18 protein-coding genes and 1 pseudogene are annotated in these 17437 nt (G+C 55.2%); 7 read left to right on the plus strand and 12 right to left on the minus strand.

Annotated features, from left to right (window positions below; translation table 11 throughout):
* Positions 1 to 5: 5 nt before the first annotated feature.
* A complete protein-coding gene (locus tag LJ360_RS13555; RefSeq protein WP_264994272.1) occupies positions 6 to 2909 on the minus strand; it encodes a DEAD/DEAH box helicase in 2904 nt (967 codons plus the stop codon).
* A 222-nt stretch (positions 2910 to 3131) separates the two neighbouring features.
* The gene (locus LJ360_RS13560; RefSeq protein ID WP_264994273.1) at positions 3132 to 4061 is read right to left on the minus strand and encodes a metallophosphoesterase; all 930 of its coding nucleotides are present in this window, start codon (positions 4059 to 4061) and stop codon (positions 3132 to 3134) included.
* A 256-nt stretch (positions 4062 to 4317) separates the two neighbouring features.
* Here LJ360_RS13560 and LJ360_RS13565 point away from each other — a divergent pair, with 256 nt between their 5' ends.
* Positions 4318 to 4650 (plus strand): hypothetical protein, encoded by a 333-nt coding sequence (locus LJ360_RS13565; RefSeq protein ID WP_264994274.1) that lies wholly within the window; start codon positions 4318 to 4320, stop codon positions 4648 to 4650.
* 50 nt (positions 4651 to 4700) lie between these two features.
* On the opposite strand, the gene LJ360_RS13570 is transcribed toward LJ360_RS13565, so the two are convergent.
* Entirely contained in the window at positions 4701 to 5702 is a 1002-nt protein-coding gene (locus LJ360_RS13570; protein WP_264994275.1) for a helix-turn-helix transcriptional regulator, read from the minus strand.
* 197 nt (positions 5703 to 5899) lie between these two features.
* Here LJ360_RS13570 and LJ360_RS13575 point away from each other — a divergent pair, with 197 nt between their 5' ends.
* From LJ360_RS13575 to LJ360_RS13585, 3 genes are all read left to right on the plus strand, one after another.
* Entirely contained in the window at positions 5900 to 6217 is a 318-nt protein-coding gene (locus tag LJ360_RS13575; protein WP_264994276.1) for a hypothetical protein, read from the plus strand.
* Positions 6214 to 6393: a hypothetical protein gene (locus LJ360_RS13580; RefSeq protein WP_264994277.1), complete on the plus strand. Its 180-nt coding sequence runs from the start codon at positions 6214 to 6216 to the stop codon at positions 6391 to 6393. Before LJ360_RS13575 ends, LJ360_RS13580 begins: the two co-directional genes overlap by 4 nt.
* A 164-nt stretch (positions 6394 to 6557) precedes the next feature.
* Entirely contained in the window at positions 6558 to 7235 is a 678-nt protein-coding gene (locus LJ360_RS13585; RefSeq protein WP_264994278.1) for a hypothetical protein, read from the plus strand.
* A 10-nt stretch (positions 7236 to 7245) separates the two neighbouring features.
* Here LJ360_RS13585 and LJ360_RS13590 read toward each other — a convergent pair whose 3' ends face one another.
* The 4 genes from LJ360_RS13590 to LJ360_RS13605 form a co-directional block, all read right to left on the minus strand.
* Positions 7246 to 8049 (minus strand): opioid growth factor receptor-related protein, encoded by an 804-nt coding sequence (locus tag LJ360_RS13590; protein ID WP_264994279.1) that lies wholly within the window; start codon positions 8047 to 8049, stop codon positions 7246 to 7248.
* A gap of 152 nt (positions 8050 to 8201) precedes the next feature.
* The gene (locus tag LJ360_RS13595) at positions 8202 to 8723 is read right to left on the minus strand and encodes a hypothetical protein (protein WP_264994280.1); all 522 of its coding nucleotides are present in this window, start codon (positions 8721 to 8723) and stop codon (positions 8202 to 8204) included.
* Between the two features lie 292 nt (positions 8724 to 9015).
* On the minus strand, positions 9016 to 10539 hold the full coding sequence (locus LJ360_RS13600; RefSeq protein WP_264994281.1) for a class I adenylate-forming enzyme family protein: 1524 nt from the start codon (positions 10537 to 10539) through the stop codon (positions 9016 to 9018).
* Positions 10540 to 10554: 15 nt separating this feature from the next.
* Complete coding sequence (locus tag LJ360_RS13605; protein WP_264994282.1) at positions 10555 to 11337, minus strand: crotonase/enoyl-CoA hydratase family protein; 783 nt, start codon at positions 11335 to 11337, stop codon at positions 10555 to 10557.
* Positions 11338 to 11400: 63 nt separating this feature from the next.
* On the opposite strand from LJ360_RS13605, the gene LJ360_RS13610 reads away from it, so the two are divergent.
* Complete coding sequence (locus LJ360_RS13610) at positions 11401 to 12213, plus strand: PaaX family transcriptional regulator C-terminal domain-containing protein (protein WP_264994283.1); 813 nt, start codon at positions 11401 to 11403, stop codon at positions 12211 to 12213.
* Positions 12214 to 12561: 348 nt separating this feature from the next.
* Here the strand turns inward: LJ360_RS13610 and LJ360_RS13615 are convergent.
* Together LJ360_RS13615 and LJ360_RS13620 are read right to left on the minus strand one after the other, a co-directional pair.
* A protein-coding gene (locus LJ360_RS13615; RefSeq protein ID WP_264994284.1) for an IS3 family transposase occupies positions 12562 to 13724 on the minus strand; the annotation gives its coding sequence in 2 pieces (ribosomal slippage) (positions 12562 to 13469 and positions 13469 to 13724; 1164 coding nt in all).
* 415 nt (positions 13725 to 14139) lie between these two features.
* A pseudogene (locus LJ360_RS13620) lies at positions 14140 to 14805 on the minus strand (SOS response-associated peptidase).
* A 173-nt stretch (positions 14806 to 14978) separates the two neighbouring features.
* Here LJ360_RS13620 and LJ360_RS13625 point away from each other — a divergent pair.
* Positions 14979 to 15284 (plus strand): DUF1778 domain-containing protein, encoded by a 306-nt coding sequence (locus LJ360_RS13625; protein ID WP_264994285.1) that lies wholly within the window; start codon positions 14979 to 14981, stop codon positions 15282 to 15284.
* Between the two features lie 40 nt (positions 15285 to 15324).
* Here the strand turns inward: LJ360_RS13625 and LJ360_RS20050 are convergent, their stop codons facing one another.
* The 3 genes from LJ360_RS20050 to merR all read right to left on the minus strand — a co-directional run bounded on the left by LJ360_RS20050 (position 15325) and on the right by merR (position 17006).
* Entirely contained in the window at positions 15325 to 15429 is a 105-nt protein-coding gene (locus LJ360_RS20050) for a DUF4113 domain-containing protein (RefSeq protein ID WP_413774428.1), read from the minus strand.
* Positions 15430 to 15580: 151 nt separating this feature from the next.
* A complete protein-coding gene (locus LJ360_RS13630) occupies positions 15581 to 16141 on the minus strand; it encodes a PDZ domain-containing protein (RefSeq protein WP_264994286.1) in 561 nt (186 codons plus the stop codon).
* Between the two features lie 430 nt (positions 16142 to 16571).
* Positions 16572 to 17006, minus strand: a complete 435-nt coding sequence (gene merR, locus LJ360_RS13635; protein ID WP_091852855.1) for an Hg(II)-responsive transcriptional regulator — start codon at positions 17004 to 17006, stop codon at positions 16572 to 16574.
* Between the two features lie 93 nt (positions 17007 to 17099).
* Here merR and merT point away from each other — a divergent pair, with 93 nt between their 5' ends.
* On the plus strand, positions 17100 to 17435 hold the full coding sequence (gene merT / locus LJ360_RS13640; RefSeq protein WP_413774429.1) for a mercuric ion transporter MerT: 336 nt from the start codon (positions 17100 to 17102) through the stop codon (positions 17433 to 17435).
* Positions 17436 to 17437: the final 2 nt, after the last annotated feature.

A 17437-nucleotide genomic window follows, 5' to 3' on the forward strand; every position in this document is an offset into this window, starting at 1 on the left:
TATACTTACTCCCCGGCTTCACGGGTGAATACGGCGATGATCTGGATGAACGGCACGGGCTCGATGGTGAGGGTATCCCGTACCCAGGCCTGGTATTCATCGAACACCCGTTCTATTCGCCCGATGCGCTCTTCCCTTCTGGCGGCTTTGAAGTGTTCCGCCTGGGCGGATTTTTCCAGTTGGAGTTCTATCTGTTTTACCTGCCGCTGCTGGAGTGCTTCCAGCGCCTGCAGTTGGTCTGCCAGCTCGTCGCTCTTCTGTTCCGTATAGGCCTGCTGGCGCCGGTGCATTTCTGCCTTGGCGGCGTTGATAACGGGCTGACGCAGGGCTTCCAGTTCGCTGATATTGATCGGCTGGGCGCGATTGGGCAGTTTGTTGTCCAGTTGCAGGCTTTGCAGCCAGTGTTCAGCCGGCTCTACCGCTGTTACTTCGCCCTGGCGGGTTTTGATGGCGAACCACTCCCAGATCACCGGGTGGGCCTTGCGGTTGGGGATCAGCCCGCTGACCAGGAATACGGATTCGCCCGGTTGCAGGGCCTGTTTTACGGCATCGGTATCCGGCAGGGCCAGCACAGGCGCGCTGTGGCGGGCTACCTGGGCCAGCAATTTGTCTTGTAGCCACTGGATGGCCGGGTGCTGGGGCCAGAGGTAATGGAGTTTGGGCCAGGCGTTTTCATCCTGCCGGCTGCGGCGGATTTCGTTTTCAAACCGGGCTTTGTCTGCGGTGAGTACCAGGCTGCCGTCTACCGGGCGGATTTCCGGCGGCAGGAAGCGGAAGCGGTAGTCCAGGTCATCCGGCGGCGTGAGCGTGAGGGTTTGCTTGTCGTTGTTGGCGGTAAAATGCACCTGCCTGCGCTCGCGGTTGATGGCTTCCAGCGCCTGGCGGGCGAATTCGTAGTCGCTGGGGAACAGGCTGTAGCGCTCTACGATGTATTGCTCCGCTTCTTCCTCGGTTTTCGGTTGTGCGGCCTCGGGGTTCAGGAACAGAGCCAGTAAGTCGTCGCCTTCGTTGCTGTCGTCGGCCTGGTATTTGTCATCAAAGGCTTTGGCATCGGTGCCTTCGGCCATGGCTTCCATGGTGAGGGCTTCCTCGGCTTCGGCGTCGTGCACTTTCATAAAGGTGGCCGGGTCGCCGATGTTTTTGTAGGCCTGCTCGTCTTTCTCTTTGAGGATTTCCAGTATGCGCTGGTCGCCACGTACTTTGGGGTTGTCGCTCTGGTTGATCAGATAGGTGATGATCGGCGTTTGTTCCTGGCCGTAGCGGTCTACCCGGCCGTTGCGCTGCTGGAACACCATGAGCGACCAGGGCAAATCGAAATGCACCAGCCGGTGCGAGAGGTAATGCAGGTTGATGCCCTCAGAGGCCACGTCGGAACACAGCAGTACGCGGAGCTTGCTTTCCGGTTTGCCGAACTCTTCGACGATTTCCTGCTGTTCGAGGTCGCCCATGCCGCCGTGCAGAATACGGATGGCATCGTCTTTGAGCTTGAGGTCACCTTGCAGCTGGCTGTGCAGCCAGTTGAGGGTTTCGATGCGTTCGCTGAAGATCACCAGGCGGTCTTCGGTATCTGTTTTCTTCCAGCCGTAATCCTTGCTGCTGAGCAGGTTCAGCAAGTCCCGGTATTTGTGGAAGTTGGCCGGGGTAATGTTACGCAGCGACAGCAGCAGGCTGTTGAGGGCCTGGATTTCCTGTTGTTCGTCTTCACTGATGTCTGGCTTGCTTTCCAGCCTTTTGATGCGTTGCTGTACAGACACTTCCGCCGCAGCCGGAGAGCTGAAGATGGCTTTTTGCAGGCCGATGCGCACCAGCTGGCCATTTTTTGAGGCGCTGTGCTCGCCCCGGTAGGTGAAGGGCACGTCCAGCAGTGACTGGTAGGCGGCTTCTTCTTCCGGGCTGGCGTTCAGGTAGATGTCGTTTACTACCCGCTCTTTGAATTCCTGCTGCACCTGGTCCCGAATGTCTTTCTTGAAGCGGCGGATCACCAGGCCTTTGTCCCGGAAATCTTCTTTGGCGTAATCGTCCGGGTCGGAAATGGCCGTTGGGTCCAGCATGTTCATCAGGCTGGCGAAAGACCGCGCCTTGCCGTCGTGGGGCGTGGCGGAAAGCATGATCAGGGTGTCTGACCGGCCACTGAGCAATTGCGCCAGTTGCGCCCGCTGGGAACTGCTGCCCCGCTCGGCCACGTTGTGGACTTCGTCGATAACGATGATGTCCCAATAGGCCTTTTCCAGATGCCGGCGGTATTCGTTGTCCTGCTTGAGGGTGTCGATGGAGATGATCGACTTGTCGTAATAGTAGAAGGGGTTGTGGTTGCCCGGAATGTGATTACGCACCCGTTGCAGGCCGGCCGAATCCAGTCGCGTGAGCGGGATGGTAAAGCGGTTCCACATTTCTTTCTGGAACTGGGTCATCATGCTTTTGAGGGTGAGCACGAGGATGCGCTTGCCGCGGCCCCGGCGCATCAGCTCCGTCATCAATATTCCGGCTTCCAGGGTTTTACCCAGGCCCACGGCATCGGCAATCAAAATACGTTGGCGGTTCTGTTTCAGGGCCTGCAGGGCCGGGTCCAACTGGTAAGGCACCGGGTCCATCGCGGCTTTATGGCCGAGGTGGATTTTCTCGTCCGCCGGGGTGATCTGGCGCAGCTGGGTTTCGATAAACAGGCGGCTTTTTTCAAAGCCGGGGGTCAGGTCTTGCTCAAAGCGGGTTTCCGCCGGGTCCAGCACGCGGATGGCATCGGCCTGCTCTTCCAGCTTGGTGAGGAAACGGGCGCTTTTGCCGTTCACCAGTTCCGACAGGCCGTCTACGGTGAGGACGTAACCGCCGTCATCACTGGCATCTGCGCGACGGACGATCCATTCGCAATCCCGGATGAGTACTCTGGCGCCTGGTGCGTAGAGTGAAGACATGTGCCCTTCCCGACTGTATTTACTGACGTGGATGCCTGGAGGGTAGCTGCTGGCTCCGACATCCTCTGTCGCTTTAAAAGGTTACCGTTTAGTTAGCTGGATAATGGTCTATCAGGTTGCAAAGGTGAAGAGAGATTAGTGATTTTTTACATTTCAGGTGATTGTTTTCATGGGTGTTTGAGGTTTGCAACTAAGCTGCATAGAAAGTCTTCCCGGCCCAATTCAGACCCTCGCAATCCATTCGAAATTGTCCGCCTTAAGTTCTTTTTCCGATCCATACCTATAGGCGCAAAGCTTCCCACCCTTGTCACCCGCGACACTATAATCCAGGCAAGCAACATGCTCGTTCAACGGCGCCGGCTCTCCGGACATCCAGTAGTGCCCGACAAACACCGGCTTCTCGCCGTCGTACCCTGGCAAAACGTCAGCTACCACCGGTTCATGAGGAATTTGGTCGATTACATTGCCAGGCACCATGGCCAAGTCACGATAGGTTAACTCACCCTGCTGCCACCATTTTGTGCGGATATTGGTGCGCTTTTGCTGATACTTGTCGAAAAAGTGGTGATCTCCGGGTAGCGGCACTTCCAGGCCTTTAAGCAGGGCTTCAATCGCCTCATAAGCCGCGGAACCCTCTCGGCTTGCTGCTTCCCAGGCACCTGGCAGTAGCCGGTTGTCTGAATCGGTGTAATCGGCGATCGCCGCCAGGTGTTCCGGGTGCCAGCATGCGTGGACTACGCGGAATTCCGGTAGATCCAGATAAACCGGCAAGGTTTTGAACCACTCAATCATGCTGTGGTGCAGTTCGCTGCCCTCGACAACTTGTTCCAGAAATTCTCTGTGCTGTTTCAGGTTCTTATCGATATGGGGGCGGAGATACTCACCAGGGTTTTGCGGGTCAGCAGTGACCCAGGTCACCGCGTTGAACTCGTGATTGCCCATCACAGCCAGAGCCTGGCCGCCCTCGACCATGTTACGGGCAATGGTAACGGTTTCCACCTGCTCTGGACCGCGATCAACAAAATCCCCCAGGAAGATGACTTTGCGCTCCGGGTGCTGCCACACACCGTCTGTTTCTCGGTAATCCATCTTGGTTAGGAGGGCTTTAAGTTCGGTTGCGTGGCCATGAATATCGCCGATCAGGTCGTACATCGCTCGTCCTTGCCTGGTGGTTGTTCCTGCGCGACTGCCATTGTCTATGCTTGAAAGTTAGGCTGCGCTTCATTCGGAGTATAAGTAATATTGCTTGAAGGAAGCGTCGATTCCAAGCACACGTAACCATTGTTTACATTGAGAAACACCCGCTCTTCACCGCTCTTACCGGAGCATCTTAACGGCATCCTGCGACACAGTGCGTCGCACTGCTGTTCTAGCCTTATAGCAGTCAAATAATCACAAGGAGCAAGCGATGAACCGTGCAGAAAAAGAAATGCTCAAGAAGCGCATCGAGGAACGCAAAGGACTTTCTGAGGAGGAAAGTCGCAAGCTGGACCAGCTCGAGGAGATGATCAACAAGATTCATTTCGAGCTGTTTCCGGAAGAGTACGACGCAATGATGGACTCCATTGCTGACGCCAATGACCGCCGCCAGGGAATCAATCCCATGAGTGCGGATTACACCGCCGAGGTAAATTCACGCCGCCAAAAGCTTGGAGTACCTCCGCTTGGTGCCAATGGGTTACCTACGGACGATGCCAGTTGGACAGTTGCCCGGGAAGAGGCGCTGCGGCGTCTCGGATAACCCACCTCTCCCAGCCCGTTACTGCAGAGCTTTGGAAGCCCGCAAAGAGCTTACGGCTCCTGCCGGACTCGCCCTAGCCCCTGCTCCAGCGTGGTCTCGATCTCCTGCCTCAGCCACGCTGGCTCCAGAATATCGCAATGTACGGCCTGGGCCGTCAGCCACCAGCGTAAATCCTGTGTATCGCCTACGGTAACGGCAATTTCGAAGGTCTTGTCGTCAAGTTCTTTGGTCAGCTGATCAAAGCCCAATGGGGATTCAATCAGGTGATTCAGCACCGGCCTGTCGCAGCGCAGCTTGAGGTATACCGGTTGCTCTGACTTGAGAATCCCCATGGCACCCGAGCGGATGTACAGATCCAGGTCGAAGTCATCCGGGCGAACCGTGGGCTCTTCCACGACGGCCCCCGCTGTCGCCCTGTGCAGAACCAGCTGGCGAATCCCTTCCCGGCCTTCGATAGTACCGATGAGGTAGACGTTCGGGTCGCGGAAGATTAGCCCATATGGGTGCACCACGATTTCTTCCGGCTCTGGCCAGTTCCGGGCCTGGTAAGTCAGTTGACATTGATATTCCCGCAGCAAGGCTTCCGTCACCGCTTCCAGTACATCGGCGTCTATCGACGGGCGTTGCCCACCAAGGCCACGGTTGATAACCCTTACCCGATCTGGCCACTGGCCAAGCGGATTTTTCTCCCGAAGCAGGGTGCGGTGAGCCTCGTCGAAATGCGGCTTCAGATGGGACAGGGCCCTCGGAGGCAGCATGGGAGAAAGGTAAGCCCTGGCAAGCTCAAACGTGAGTGCTGCAGGTAGGTCCAGCGCCGGGATAATGTCCATGGTGGCATCCCGGTCGAATGACCAACGATAAGGGCGGGAATCTTCATCCACCAAGAGCGGGAAATCTGCACTCAGTTTTTCCAGGTCCCGCTGGATGGAACGCATGGTCACCGAGAATCCCTGCCCCTCCAGCCGGCTCGCAAGCTCAGGTGCGGTGATCGACTTCGGGTAACGGGGCACCATCCGAAGCATGGTGAGGTATCGAACGGCGGTGTTGGACATAGCAGATTCCTTGCATGATCTATACGACACCATAGACGACATAAAATGTCGTAACGCCATGCTAGATTCTTACCCATACCAAGTAAAGCTTCCGACAAATCAGCAAGCAAAGGAGAGTAACCCTGAATCACTCAGACTTTACCCACCTTCTGGTCGAACATGGATTCACCCCCCAGTCCTACGACTTCGCATCGACCATGCTCGGTTTCCAGCATGAGATTTATAACGCGCTTATTCACGACGACCCTGTTTTCAGCCCGTATTCACAGGTCCATCAGCAACCTCATTCACCCGACGCGATGATTCGTTGTGAACTGCTTACCAATACCGGAGACCTGACCGCTGCGGTTAAGCATTTCTATAACCGCTGGATGACTGAATTGCGCTATGAAAACCCAGTGGTGGAACGTCTCCACCTGAACCGCAGCCAGGATGTCGTTACCATACACGTGCTGACGATCAGTGAGCACAATGCCATGACTTTCCAGTTCATCATCAAGCGAGGTGTGCGATGATCTTTAGCCTTTTCGTCCTGAATGTGGTGCTCTGGATTGCAGCCTCCATGCTGTGTATCAGCTACTTCAACGACCATGTCGAGGGCTGGGAGGAGTGGGAGGCCTTGCCGGTATGGATGAAGATTCCGATAGTGTTGGTTGCACCGGCTCTTTTTATACCCTGGTGGATCAGATAAGCGAAAAACTATCAGACCACGATCACAGGTACCGCCATTTTCAGGCATTCCTGCCCACAAAATGGATTTAACAATCTTTTTCAACAGCACCAAGCAAGATGGTTGCAATACCAGCGGTATTCCCGGCTAATCGCGTTCAATCTGAAAATTATCGAGGAAGCCACATGACATTGACCGCCCACCCAATGCGCTCATCCAGGGAAAACCGCATCAACGAAATTGTTAATGCTCTCAAAGCTGCCCACGAGCACTCTTCCCATGCGTGCAAAAAGCCGCTCCGTGATATGCCGGAGTATTTCATGGGAACACGGGTTGGGGAGCATTTCTTCAATCGGTTCAGTAATTTTGGTTATAACCTGGAAGCGTCCGTCGCCGAGATTCTCGAACAGGCCGGCGTTCCGGATTATAACCAGGAAGCTCTTGAGACCTTTCCGGAACTGCGCCAAAACGGCCGTTTTGATCTTGTGTTGCTTACTCGTAAACGAGGCCGGCCTGCACACATTATCGAATTCAAGAAAGGCCACAAGCTGGCTGAACTGAAGAAGGATATCGAGCGGCTGGCTCTTTTGGCTGACGCCGTGCCGCAAGGGAGCCGACTCGAAACCAGCTATCTGGTATTTATAACGAAACGCACCCTCTCTCGCACCATGTCAGACTGGAACGAAAGGCTTCAGGAAATCGTCTCCGAAAGCTTGATCGGCCAGGGCAAGATCGTCAACGACGTCGACTGTACGGTTAAAGCGGCCTGGAAATCTCCGGAATCAGACGACAACCCCGAAAATGAAAAAGCTCTTGCCCCAGAGCCGTTCACGGTCGTGGTGGTAGAAGTTCGGTGTAAGTGACTGACGACGGCTAATCCGTCGCTCTGAGCCAGTACTCGACACTCCTTGGGCTGACGAACCCGCGCTCTGAGCCGATCGATACGAAGGCCTGCTGTACTGCCTTCGCCAGTTCCTGCTGGTGACAGTACTGCAGACTCCGGATTATCCGGGATATCCTGAGATGATTGTGACCGCCGGTTTTCAGCCAGATATGGTCTTTGGGGTTCAGCTCCGGTAGTGCTTCTATCTTATTGCCGCGACGAGTCAGTCCGTAAAATGCCAACATCCGGTCCAGGGCGCTTCTGTGTTGCTGCCTGAGCTGTTCGTCGATGGCGAAGCAACGTCGATCACCTTCCGTCAGAACGGGCGCTGATGGCTTGTGGACGCTGCGTTCTGGAATCGGGAACAGCCACTGAATAACATCATGGGTGTGCTCTAGCCAGAAATCCTCCAGGGCCAGAATATCCTCAAAGGTTCGCCCCTTGTGGTCCCCGACCCCACCACGGAAAAATCGGATCAAATGGCTTTCCAGGTCCAGCTCGCCTGCCGCAAGCCTGATCAAGTTCGATTCGGTCCAGAGTTCTGCGGTATCCGGATTGAAGCCAATCAGCCAGCAGGGTTCCGTCTTGTCGCTCACCCCAGCCAGTTCAGCCAACGGGGCGGAGACCTGTAACCGTTCATTAGGATCCATCGAGTGGGCATGCCCTAGCATCCGCCGCTGCAGCCTCCGCGCCTCCGGCTCCATGTTGGGTAGTGCTTCAAGCTGGGTCCGCACATGGCCCCATCGATCAGAGGAATACACACAGATAGCCGGCCAGTCGGGAGAAGCGGTCATGACCAGGCATCCTGAAAATAGCTGTTTCATCTCAGATGAAAACTGGGTCAGAGTGCTCCGCTGCAGTGCCACTTCGTTATCCCCGCCTGCCGTTACTGCAGGAACCGGATAAAGGCATCCAATCTTCCAGACCAGGGTTCGCTTCGACATCGCTACTCGATCTCCTCGTGACTGCGCAAACTGACGTCCGTATCGTTGTCTTCCAGGAGTTTGCGGACGGTCTGACGAACATCCACAACCGGCCCGCCAGCAACAAACCGGGCATCAAGGTCATAGGCCATCCGCTCCAGGGGCATCTGGTCATATCCGTAAATAGAAATTTCTTCCAGGTAACGAGAGATGAAGTTGCGATAGCCAAGCTGCTGCCACTGGGCCACATGGACCAGTTCATGGAAATGAATTCGCAGGTTATTGGCCGCTGAGGGCGTCAGGTAATAGGTGTCATCGAGAGTCAGGCCTGCAACACTTTGGCCAAACAGGTCATCCAGGCCTGCCTGCGAAACATACTCCAGCGGTGGCAACGGTACTTCGGGCACTTCGACGTAGTAGCTCCGGGCGAGGAAACTTTCAGGGAAATAACCGGCAAACAGCTCCTTGAACTCCGTGCATGGGCGCCTGGAGGTTGCGAAGTGCAGATTGGTCTCGTTCACCCAGGATCGGATGGTATCCAGCATGTTCTGTCTCCTTGAATCTGGCGGCACTGTCTTGTCGTGCTGATCTGTTTTCTGTTGCAGATCGCACTCCCTCAAGATGTGTCGTCAGATTAAGCGACCGGAGCGACAAAAGCGGTCGCTTACTGAAAACCTACCGCCTCGGTGGGCAGCACTTCTTAAGTGCGTCAGATTTGAACGGGGTGAATACCGCCGCTTTCGATTTCATCAATAAATCGAACTGAGCGTGGACACGCCCGGGCCAACTCTTGCCCGGGCTGTCATGGCGAGTGGTTTCTCCTGACCTGGGAGTCGGCTAGCCCGCCAACATATCCCGCAATGCCTTGCGGTTCAGCTTTCCAACCGCCGTCTTCGGCACACTGTCGACGAAGACCACCTTCCTTGGTTTCTTGTAGGAGGCCAGGCGCCCGCTGACAAAGTCGATGAGCTCTGCCTCGGTAACTTCCTGACCAGGCTTGAGCGCAATAGCCGCGGTCACCGCCTCGACCCATTTTTCATCTTTGGTGCCAACGACGGAACACTCGGCTACCGCAGGATGTTCCATAAGGACATCCTCGACCTCCCGTGGGTAGACGTTGTAGCCGCCGGTGATGATCATATCGGAGGTGCGGTCTTTCATATGCAAGAAGCCGCGCTCGTCCATAATCGCCACGTCCCGCGTACGGAGCCAGCCGTCGTCAGTAAACATTTCAGCGTTCAGGTGGTCGGTGTTGTAATACCCCTTCATCATGGAGGGCGCCTTTATGGCGATTTCACCGGGCTCTCCGTGCGGCACGTCGTTACCAGCCTCATCGACCAGGCGCACTTCAACATCCACACAAGGCTTGCCACACGAACCAAGCAAATCCCCCTCATGATCCTCCGGCCGGAGAACGGTAATGGTCAGGGGACACTCGGTCTGACCATAGTATTGCCAGAAACGCTCTCTTCCCCAAAGCGCCATCGCCTTTTCAATGACCGGTCTCGGCATTGGCGAGGCTCCGTAGATAACCTGCTTCAATGAAGAAACGTCGGTTTTCTCGAAATCCGGATGCCCGAGCAGCATCTGCAGCATGGTCGGGACCATATTGATAGCTGTAATCCGTTCCCGGGCAATGAGCTCCAGGAAGGCGGTTGGATCAAACGCCTTCATGATGACGGTTTTTGCACCCCGCAGCCAGAAAGGCAGGACGAACACCCCACTGGCATGAATGAGTGACGCCGCATGGAGCATGGCGTCCTCGTGTTCCACGTTGATCAAGTTCATCAGGACGTTTTTGCATACGCCAGCGTAGGATGCCTGAGTATGCTGAGCTGCCTTCAAGGTTCCGGTCGTACCGGACGTGAACAGGGTAAGGATGACATCGTCATCATTGACTGTGATATCTGGTGCCGATGTAGGCTGGGAGCGCGCGCTAGCCATCAGGTCATCGCCACCGTCGATTTGGCTATCCAGCCCGTGACACTTCAGGCCGGGTAACGCCTGCTTGAGCGCCTCTGCATGATCGGTCACATCAGCACCGAAAACGATACGCTGGGCGCCGGTTTCTTTGAGCATGCGAGCGTGTTCCTGGACGGAAAGCCGAGCATTCAAAGGCACGCGGTTCAAGCCTGCTTTCACGCAGGCAAAATCCAGCGGAACGCTGTAGGGGCCGTTATTGAGCAACAGGGCAACACGGTCACCCTGATGGGCGCCTTCCGCATAGAGTGCGTGTGCCAGCTGACTACTAAGCTGGTCCACGTCTTTGAATGTGAAGGTCTGGTCTTCATAAACGATCGCCGTCCGGTCCGGATAGTGCTTTGCGCCACGGTTTATCAGATCAAGGTAAGTTGTTGTCATTGTCGTACTCCTTTCTCAGTTATCGAATTGGCCGTGTCGACCGGCCCCTTTGGTAAATCGGTCCGCGCCTTCAATGGCCTCTTCATACACGATGGGATAGCCATGCTTGCCCTCGTTCTTGAGCGCATCTGGTAGGGAGAGGTCCCATTGGCGGTAGGCCGAGGCCCGATCGGCATTCATACATTGCTGGGGAAACCGGGCAATTTCGGCGGCGAGTTCTTCAGCGGCACTGCGTGCTGTCCCATCCGGTACCACCCGATTAGCAAGCCCGATTTGCAACGCTTCCTGCGCATCGACCGGCCTTCCCGTGAGGATCATGTCCAGGGCTCGCGATTGGCCCACAACCCGCGGCAGGCGCACGGTACCGCCGTCGACCAGCGGCACGCCCCAGCGACGGCAGAAAACCCCGAAGACAGCGGACTCCTCCACGACACGCAGATCGCAAAACAATGAGAGTTCAAGGCCCCCGGCGACGGCGTACCCCGAAACCGCCGCGATTACCGGCTTGCTCAACATCATGCGTGTTGGCCCCATGGGACCGTCTCCCTCGCCCTCCGGATCTACCACATTCCTCGTCTGCGGATCGGCCATGGCGCTCAGGTCAGCACCGGCGCAAAACGTGCCGTTTGCCCCCCAAAGGACGGCAATGCGAAGTTGATCGTTACCTTCAAATTGCTCGAAGGCTTCCAACAAAGCCGCTGCCGTTTGTCGATCAACGGCGTTTCTTTTTGCAGGCCGATCCAGGATGATCGTGCAAACCTGACCGTTCTCTTCTATTCGTACCGGGGAATTGTCCACGTAGCCCTCGCTATTTGTTACTATTTATGTCCACCTTGATGTTTTAGAGTAATATTACACGCAATGGCCAATAAAGATAAAGTATGTAATGAAAGTGCCGAGTTGACCGGTAGCGATCTGGTCTTGGATCTGTTGGCAACCCACCCCGCACACGAGCTGTCAGCTTCATCACTCTGTCAGGCCGGAGAACTTGTGGGGCTCACGGAACAAACCGTCCGGGTGGCTCTGACGCGGTTGGTCAAAGAAGGCAAGGTGACCAACCCGGCTCGGGGCGTTTATGCCTGGAACCCGGCTGGTAACAGTCTTTTCCTGGACGTTGAAAACTGGATCGCGAAAGAGCGTCGCAGCTCGCCCTGGCACGGTGGCTGGGTGGGTATCCTGGATAGTGGGGTACCACGTCGGAACAAGACAGAGTGGCGGGCTCACGAACGATCAATGAAGCTTCGAGGATTTGAGCGACTGTTTGAAGGGCTGAGTGTTCGCCCGGATAACCTGGTTGGTGGCGTCAAGGTCCTGCGCAAGGACCTGAAGGGGCTTGGCCTGGCTGCTGAAGCGCATGTATTCGAGATTCAGGGTTTCTCAGAGGACGATGAGCAGGCAGCAAGGTCACTTTGGGATAAACAAACTTTGCTCCGGGACTACAAGCGATTGGTTGATCAGGTATCTGATCAGCTGGGGAGACTGGAAACCTTGTCACCAGAGACGGCTGCAGCGGAATCTCTGGTCTTCGGTCGGTCCGTCATTCGTCAGATTATTCGCGACCCTCTGTTACCGGAGGAGCTTGTACCCAGCAAGCAGCGGCTCAGGTTGATCAGTCTGATGCAGGAGTATCAGACGGTGGCAATCAAAATCTGGTTGAAGGTGCTGGGTGAATAGAGATTTAGTGCATTGCTGGAGGTGAAGCCGTCGAGAAGCAGGGCCGCGTTTGCGAAGGGGCACCCGAGTGCCAGCGAACTCGATCCTCTAAGCTGTTTCCGACTTAATCCGTCGAACCATTTCGATCAGTACCGCACGACGCGAATCGTTCAACAGATGTGAGCGGATAGAGTGACCGGCAAGTCCCCACAGCTGTATTGGTTTCTGAAACCACTCCGCTGCTAGCGACTCATGGCCTGAGGGTGTCAGATTGACCAAACCCTGATGCACCCCCAACAGCAAGCCGATCCGTTCAAAGGTATCGGAAGGCAGCCTTACCATCTCTCCAGTCGACACCTGCTGTAGTGGTCAACTAATCCCGGACAGTATTTTAAGGTTTTCCTCAGCGGCAACGGGCGAAATGCCGTCGTTGAATGCGTGAGGTCGTTGCCGGTTGTAGTAGTCCATCAGATAGCCACCCACATCTTTTTTGGCCTCAGGCAGATTTCGGTAACCCAGGGCCGGTATCCATTCGGATTTTAGGCTCCGGAACAGCCTCTCCATCGGTGCGTTATCCCAACAGTTGCCTCGACGGCTCATGCTTTGAGTCATCCGATAGCGCCAGAGCCTCTGGCGGAACTTACGGCTGGCGTACTGGCTCCCCTGGTCCGAGTGGAACATGACCTTCTCTGGCTGACCACGCTGTTCCCAGGCGTGATCCAGAGCTTTTACAACCAGATCCGCATCCGGACTGGACGACATAGCCCAACCAACAACGCGGCGGGCGAACAGATCCAGCACGACAGCCAGATAGCTCCACCGCTGGCCGCTCCATACATAGGTAATGTCACCACACCACGCCTGATTGGGCTGGTCTACCGTAAACTCACGAGCCAGATGGTTCGGGATATCCGGTCGCTCAACGGTGGCCTGCTTGTAGGCGTGAGGGCCAGGTTGCTTGCAAATCAGCCCTAGCTCGCTCATCAGTCGTCGAACCTTGAAGCGACCAATGACAACGCCGTCGTCATTGAGCATACCCTTGATTGTTCTGCTGCCGGCAGAGCTGCGGCTTTTGGTAAACAGGCGATTAACCTGAGCCTTCAGGGCCAGACGCTCAACATCCACGTGCTTCCGCCGTTGGCGATACTCGTAATAGCTGGAACGGCTGATATCGAACGCATTGCAGACCATTTCAACAGGCATTTGCTCACTTAACTGGTCTATCAGCGCGTACGATTCAGGTCGTCCGACATCAAGAGAGCGGTAGCCTTTTTTAGTATGGTCTTCTCCATCTCAAGGCGTTTGCAGCGGGCTTCCAGCTCCTGAATCCGTCGCTGCTCCGGGGTCAAAGCTTTCCCCTTTGGGGTAATGCCTTCTCGCTCATCCGTCAGCTGTTGAACCCAGCGTCGCAAAGCACTTTCACCCACGCCCAAGGACGTACAGGCCTGGGCAATGGTGTAACCTTGATCCAGCACCAGGCTGGCTGCTTCCTGTTTGAACTCAGGAGTAAAGGAACGTCGTTTTCTGGTCATCAGACACCTCGCTTATGGTGGCGATCTTACCACCTACGTTGGTGTCCGGGATCATTGAACCACTACATGCGACTGCCAGCTGAGCAATGTTTCGGTGGAAACGCCCAGCAAGGAGGCCAGCTCCGAATCAGTGAGGCCCCACGAATTCCGCCGATCCAGTAGCCAGCGAAGACCAGCATCACCGTGCCGGTCGGTCAGGCCTGGTTTCTCATCCCGGATCATTTTAAGCCTCCGTCTGTCCGCTGATTCTGATAGCTCAAACAAAAAATGATCCCCACCAGGTCGAAGTTTTACCAACCCAGGAAACCTGACTTTAACGATCGCATACTTCTGCCTACGCAGATGGCGATGCTCCCGATAGTTGGCGAACTGCCATGCCAATCAATTTACCAAATTCGCGCCTTGTATCCAGCACCTAATCCGCTGGAAGCACTGCACCTGCCCCGGTGGAATATAGATCCTTGGCACTCCTTACCGGCTCACAAACCAGCGGCGCAGGGATATGCGTCTTCATCAGGTGCACGAACGCATCGGTATGATGAAAATCCGGATCCAGCCACAAGTCAAAGTCCTCTGGCCGGAGCATCAGTGGAATGCTCTTGGGATGAATGTGGCTGAACCTCGGGTGCGGTGGCAAGGTGATGACCGTGAACGAGCTCACCTGCTCTTCACCAAAATGTCAGGATTGCCATAACCCGGCCAGGGCGGTGGCCTCGCCCTGCGGGTCGATGTTGTAGACCTGCTTGCCCTGCCATTCATGGAAGGCGCTGACCGGGACAATGCAGCGATGGGACGGATAAACCTTCTTCCAGAGCGGGCTGCTGGTAAGCCGGTCGCTGCGCGCATTGAAGGTATGAAACTTCGGGTTGGGTCGGTACACATGCCCCTCCGGCCGTGGCTCGATCAGTAGAGACCAAATACCCGGCTCCAGGTAACGGTCACCTCCGGCCTCCATAACAAACTCGCCGGTGCCGCCGGGAGGGACATTGAGCTGGGGGCGCGGCGCGACACCCGGCGGACCTAATTGTCCCATGAGCTCCTGAACCACAGGGGAATCGGTTACGTTGTAGCGACCGCACATATCAAAGCCCCTTATGCTATATACCCCGGCAAACCCTCGTCAAAAACACCGTCTGTAGCCTTGAGAAGTTGCTACGATGGCTTTTGTACCGTTGTACTGTCTCCTTCAATGTCTATTTTTAGAACAACTACGTCGCAGGCGACTTTGTCCAACCCTCAAGCAGTGATTTAATCATGACCGCCGATCCGACCAGAATCACCCGTTTGAGCGCCCGCGTCGACCCTGAAACGCATCAACGCATCGTGCGTGCGGCTGAGCTGTCAGGATTGAGTATGAACCAGTTCCTGGTCAATGCGGCCACCAAGACAGCCAAGCAGGGCATACAGCAAGAAACGACGCTCAGACTTACTTGGGAAAGTGCAGATCTTATGATGGAGCGACTCGACACCCCCCGGCCACTGAACGCGAAACTGTGCGAAGCAGCATGTCGACATGCTGACCGAAAACATCGTTTTCAACACCCTCGAAAATCGAGGTGATTGATTCTCGCTTTGTTCGTAAGATTGTGACCCAGCCATCTCAGTGCACGACGGGCAACTGCCGCCAATTTGTCGTGTAGAGTGATGAGAGGTGCGAACGCCGGGCTTGGCGTGCTGGTGACCCCGGCGGTAGGCAGACCCCAATAGCATTAACGTGTTATCCACGATCACACGCGAATCCTGACTTGGGGTTGTTTTCATTGGATACTCCTGAATTCAATTTTTTCCTTGCTGGCCAACCAATAGTGAGGCTTGTATGTCGTATTGATTGGCTTGAGAGGTCTCCGCAAAGATCTCTATAGTTGTTGCCTCTCCAGAATATTCCGGATTGCTGCAGTATTTTTCCAGGTTTCTACCATGACCTTGGCAATGGCGTAGGCAAACAACCCAATCAATATGGCCTGAGCTCCGGTGAAGAAGCCAAAGGCATTCTGGCTGGATACCAAAACCATGACGCCGCCCAGGACGCTTATGATCAACGTCAGGGTGGCCATGAACATGATTAACGATGTCCAGAACATTCGTGGCTGCTGTATGGACGGTTGTTGGGGACGCTGAACCGAGGCAGCTGGAGCTACAGACTGATCCATACCGGACTCGTTCGAATGGATGCCCAACTTGCCAGTAGTGATGCTATTGTTCAGGACTTTCCCTTCCCGTTGATACTCGACGTTGACCTTGAAGAGTCCTGTCGTCTCCTGGACTGCCTGATCAAGGTCTTTGACCGAACGGATGGGTTGGCCATTGTATCTAATAATCACGTCACCTGGCTCAAGACCAGCGTGATATGCGGCTCCGTTTCGATCTACAGTCGTTATGCGGATCCCTTGAGTCGGTTCTTTCATGGTTTCGCTCATGACAGGTTACCTCTACTACATTTATGGGTGGCACTAAATTGCGAAGTGGTCCTCAACTATCGCACAGAACTCCCAATAGGGTTGCCCAAAAGGCTCAAGGTATGATGACTTTATCGTCCAAAATCAGGCTGGAGTAGAGCACACCATGACTACCGAGATTAACGAGGATTACGAAGCGGCTATCCAGGTTTTCGAAAAGCGGTCACCAGATGGAAGTCGGTAGGCCTGGCAATCCGGTGGCTCGTCAGCTCCGTGCCCGCGCTCGGCGGTGAGCGCCCGATTGACTTTCTGGGCTCGCGAAGGGGCCAAAGCCGGGGCTCCTTTTAAACAAAAGCGAACGTTCGCGCACCTCGGTTCGATAAATCTGCCTATCTTTTCGTAGTGTCCGCAGTGACGGGGTAGAACCTCAAGAGGTCGATTGGTTCAGAAGCTAATCCCTTTGGCCTTTTTTTCCAATGTCTCCCTCATGTAGAGATGCAATGAGCGGGCACGCGATGCTGTCCGGCTGCGCGTGGCATTGACTGACCATTTCGCTCAGAGCCTCCTCGATTTTTACCAGCCTTTCGATCTTTTCGCGCACATCCTTCAGCTTGTGCTCGGCGAGCGCACTGGCTTCTTCACAGTGGGTGCCATCTTCTAGCCGTAGGAGGTCGCTTATCTCGTCGAGACTGAAACCCAGCTGCTGCGCAGTTTTCACAAATGTCAGCCGATCAATATCGGCGAAACCGTAGCGTCGAATACCACCTGGAGGTCGTTTGGGTTCTGACAAAAGACCTCGCCGCTGGTAATAGCGGATCGTCTCGACATTTACATTGGCCGCCTTGGCCAAGCCGCCAATAGTCAGTGAATTAGCTTTATCCAACATGATGCTTGACTCCGTACTTGACTACGGAAGTAACCTTATCTTATCGAGTCCATGGGCAACAGGTGTCAACGTCATGTCGAAACTCAAATCTAAATCCGGAGGTGCTTCTCTCGCTGTCGGGGGATTGCAGGAATTCTCGCCTCGGCTTGCTGTCTCGGGCCATTGGTACTTATCACTTTGGGCGTTTCCGGTGCCTGGATCGGCAACCTGACAGCTTTGGAGCCCTATCGACCGCTGTTCATTGGCGCGGCCATCGTCGCCATGTACTTTGCTTGGCGACGAATCTATCGCCCTGTAGAGCAATGCTCACCCGGTGAAACGTGTGCGATCCCTCAAGTCCGAAAGACTTATAAGGTGATCTTTTGGGTAGTTACGGCTCTGGTACTGGTCGCTTTAGTTTTCCCCTACGTTTTGCCCCTATTCTACTAAAA

Origin of the sequence: Marinobacter sp. AN1, from assembly GCF_026013985.1 — a bacterium.
In the GTDB taxonomy this organism is placed as follows: domain Bacteria; phylum Pseudomonadota; class Gammaproteobacteria; order Pseudomonadales; family Oleiphilaceae; genus Marinobacter; species Marinobacter segnicrescens.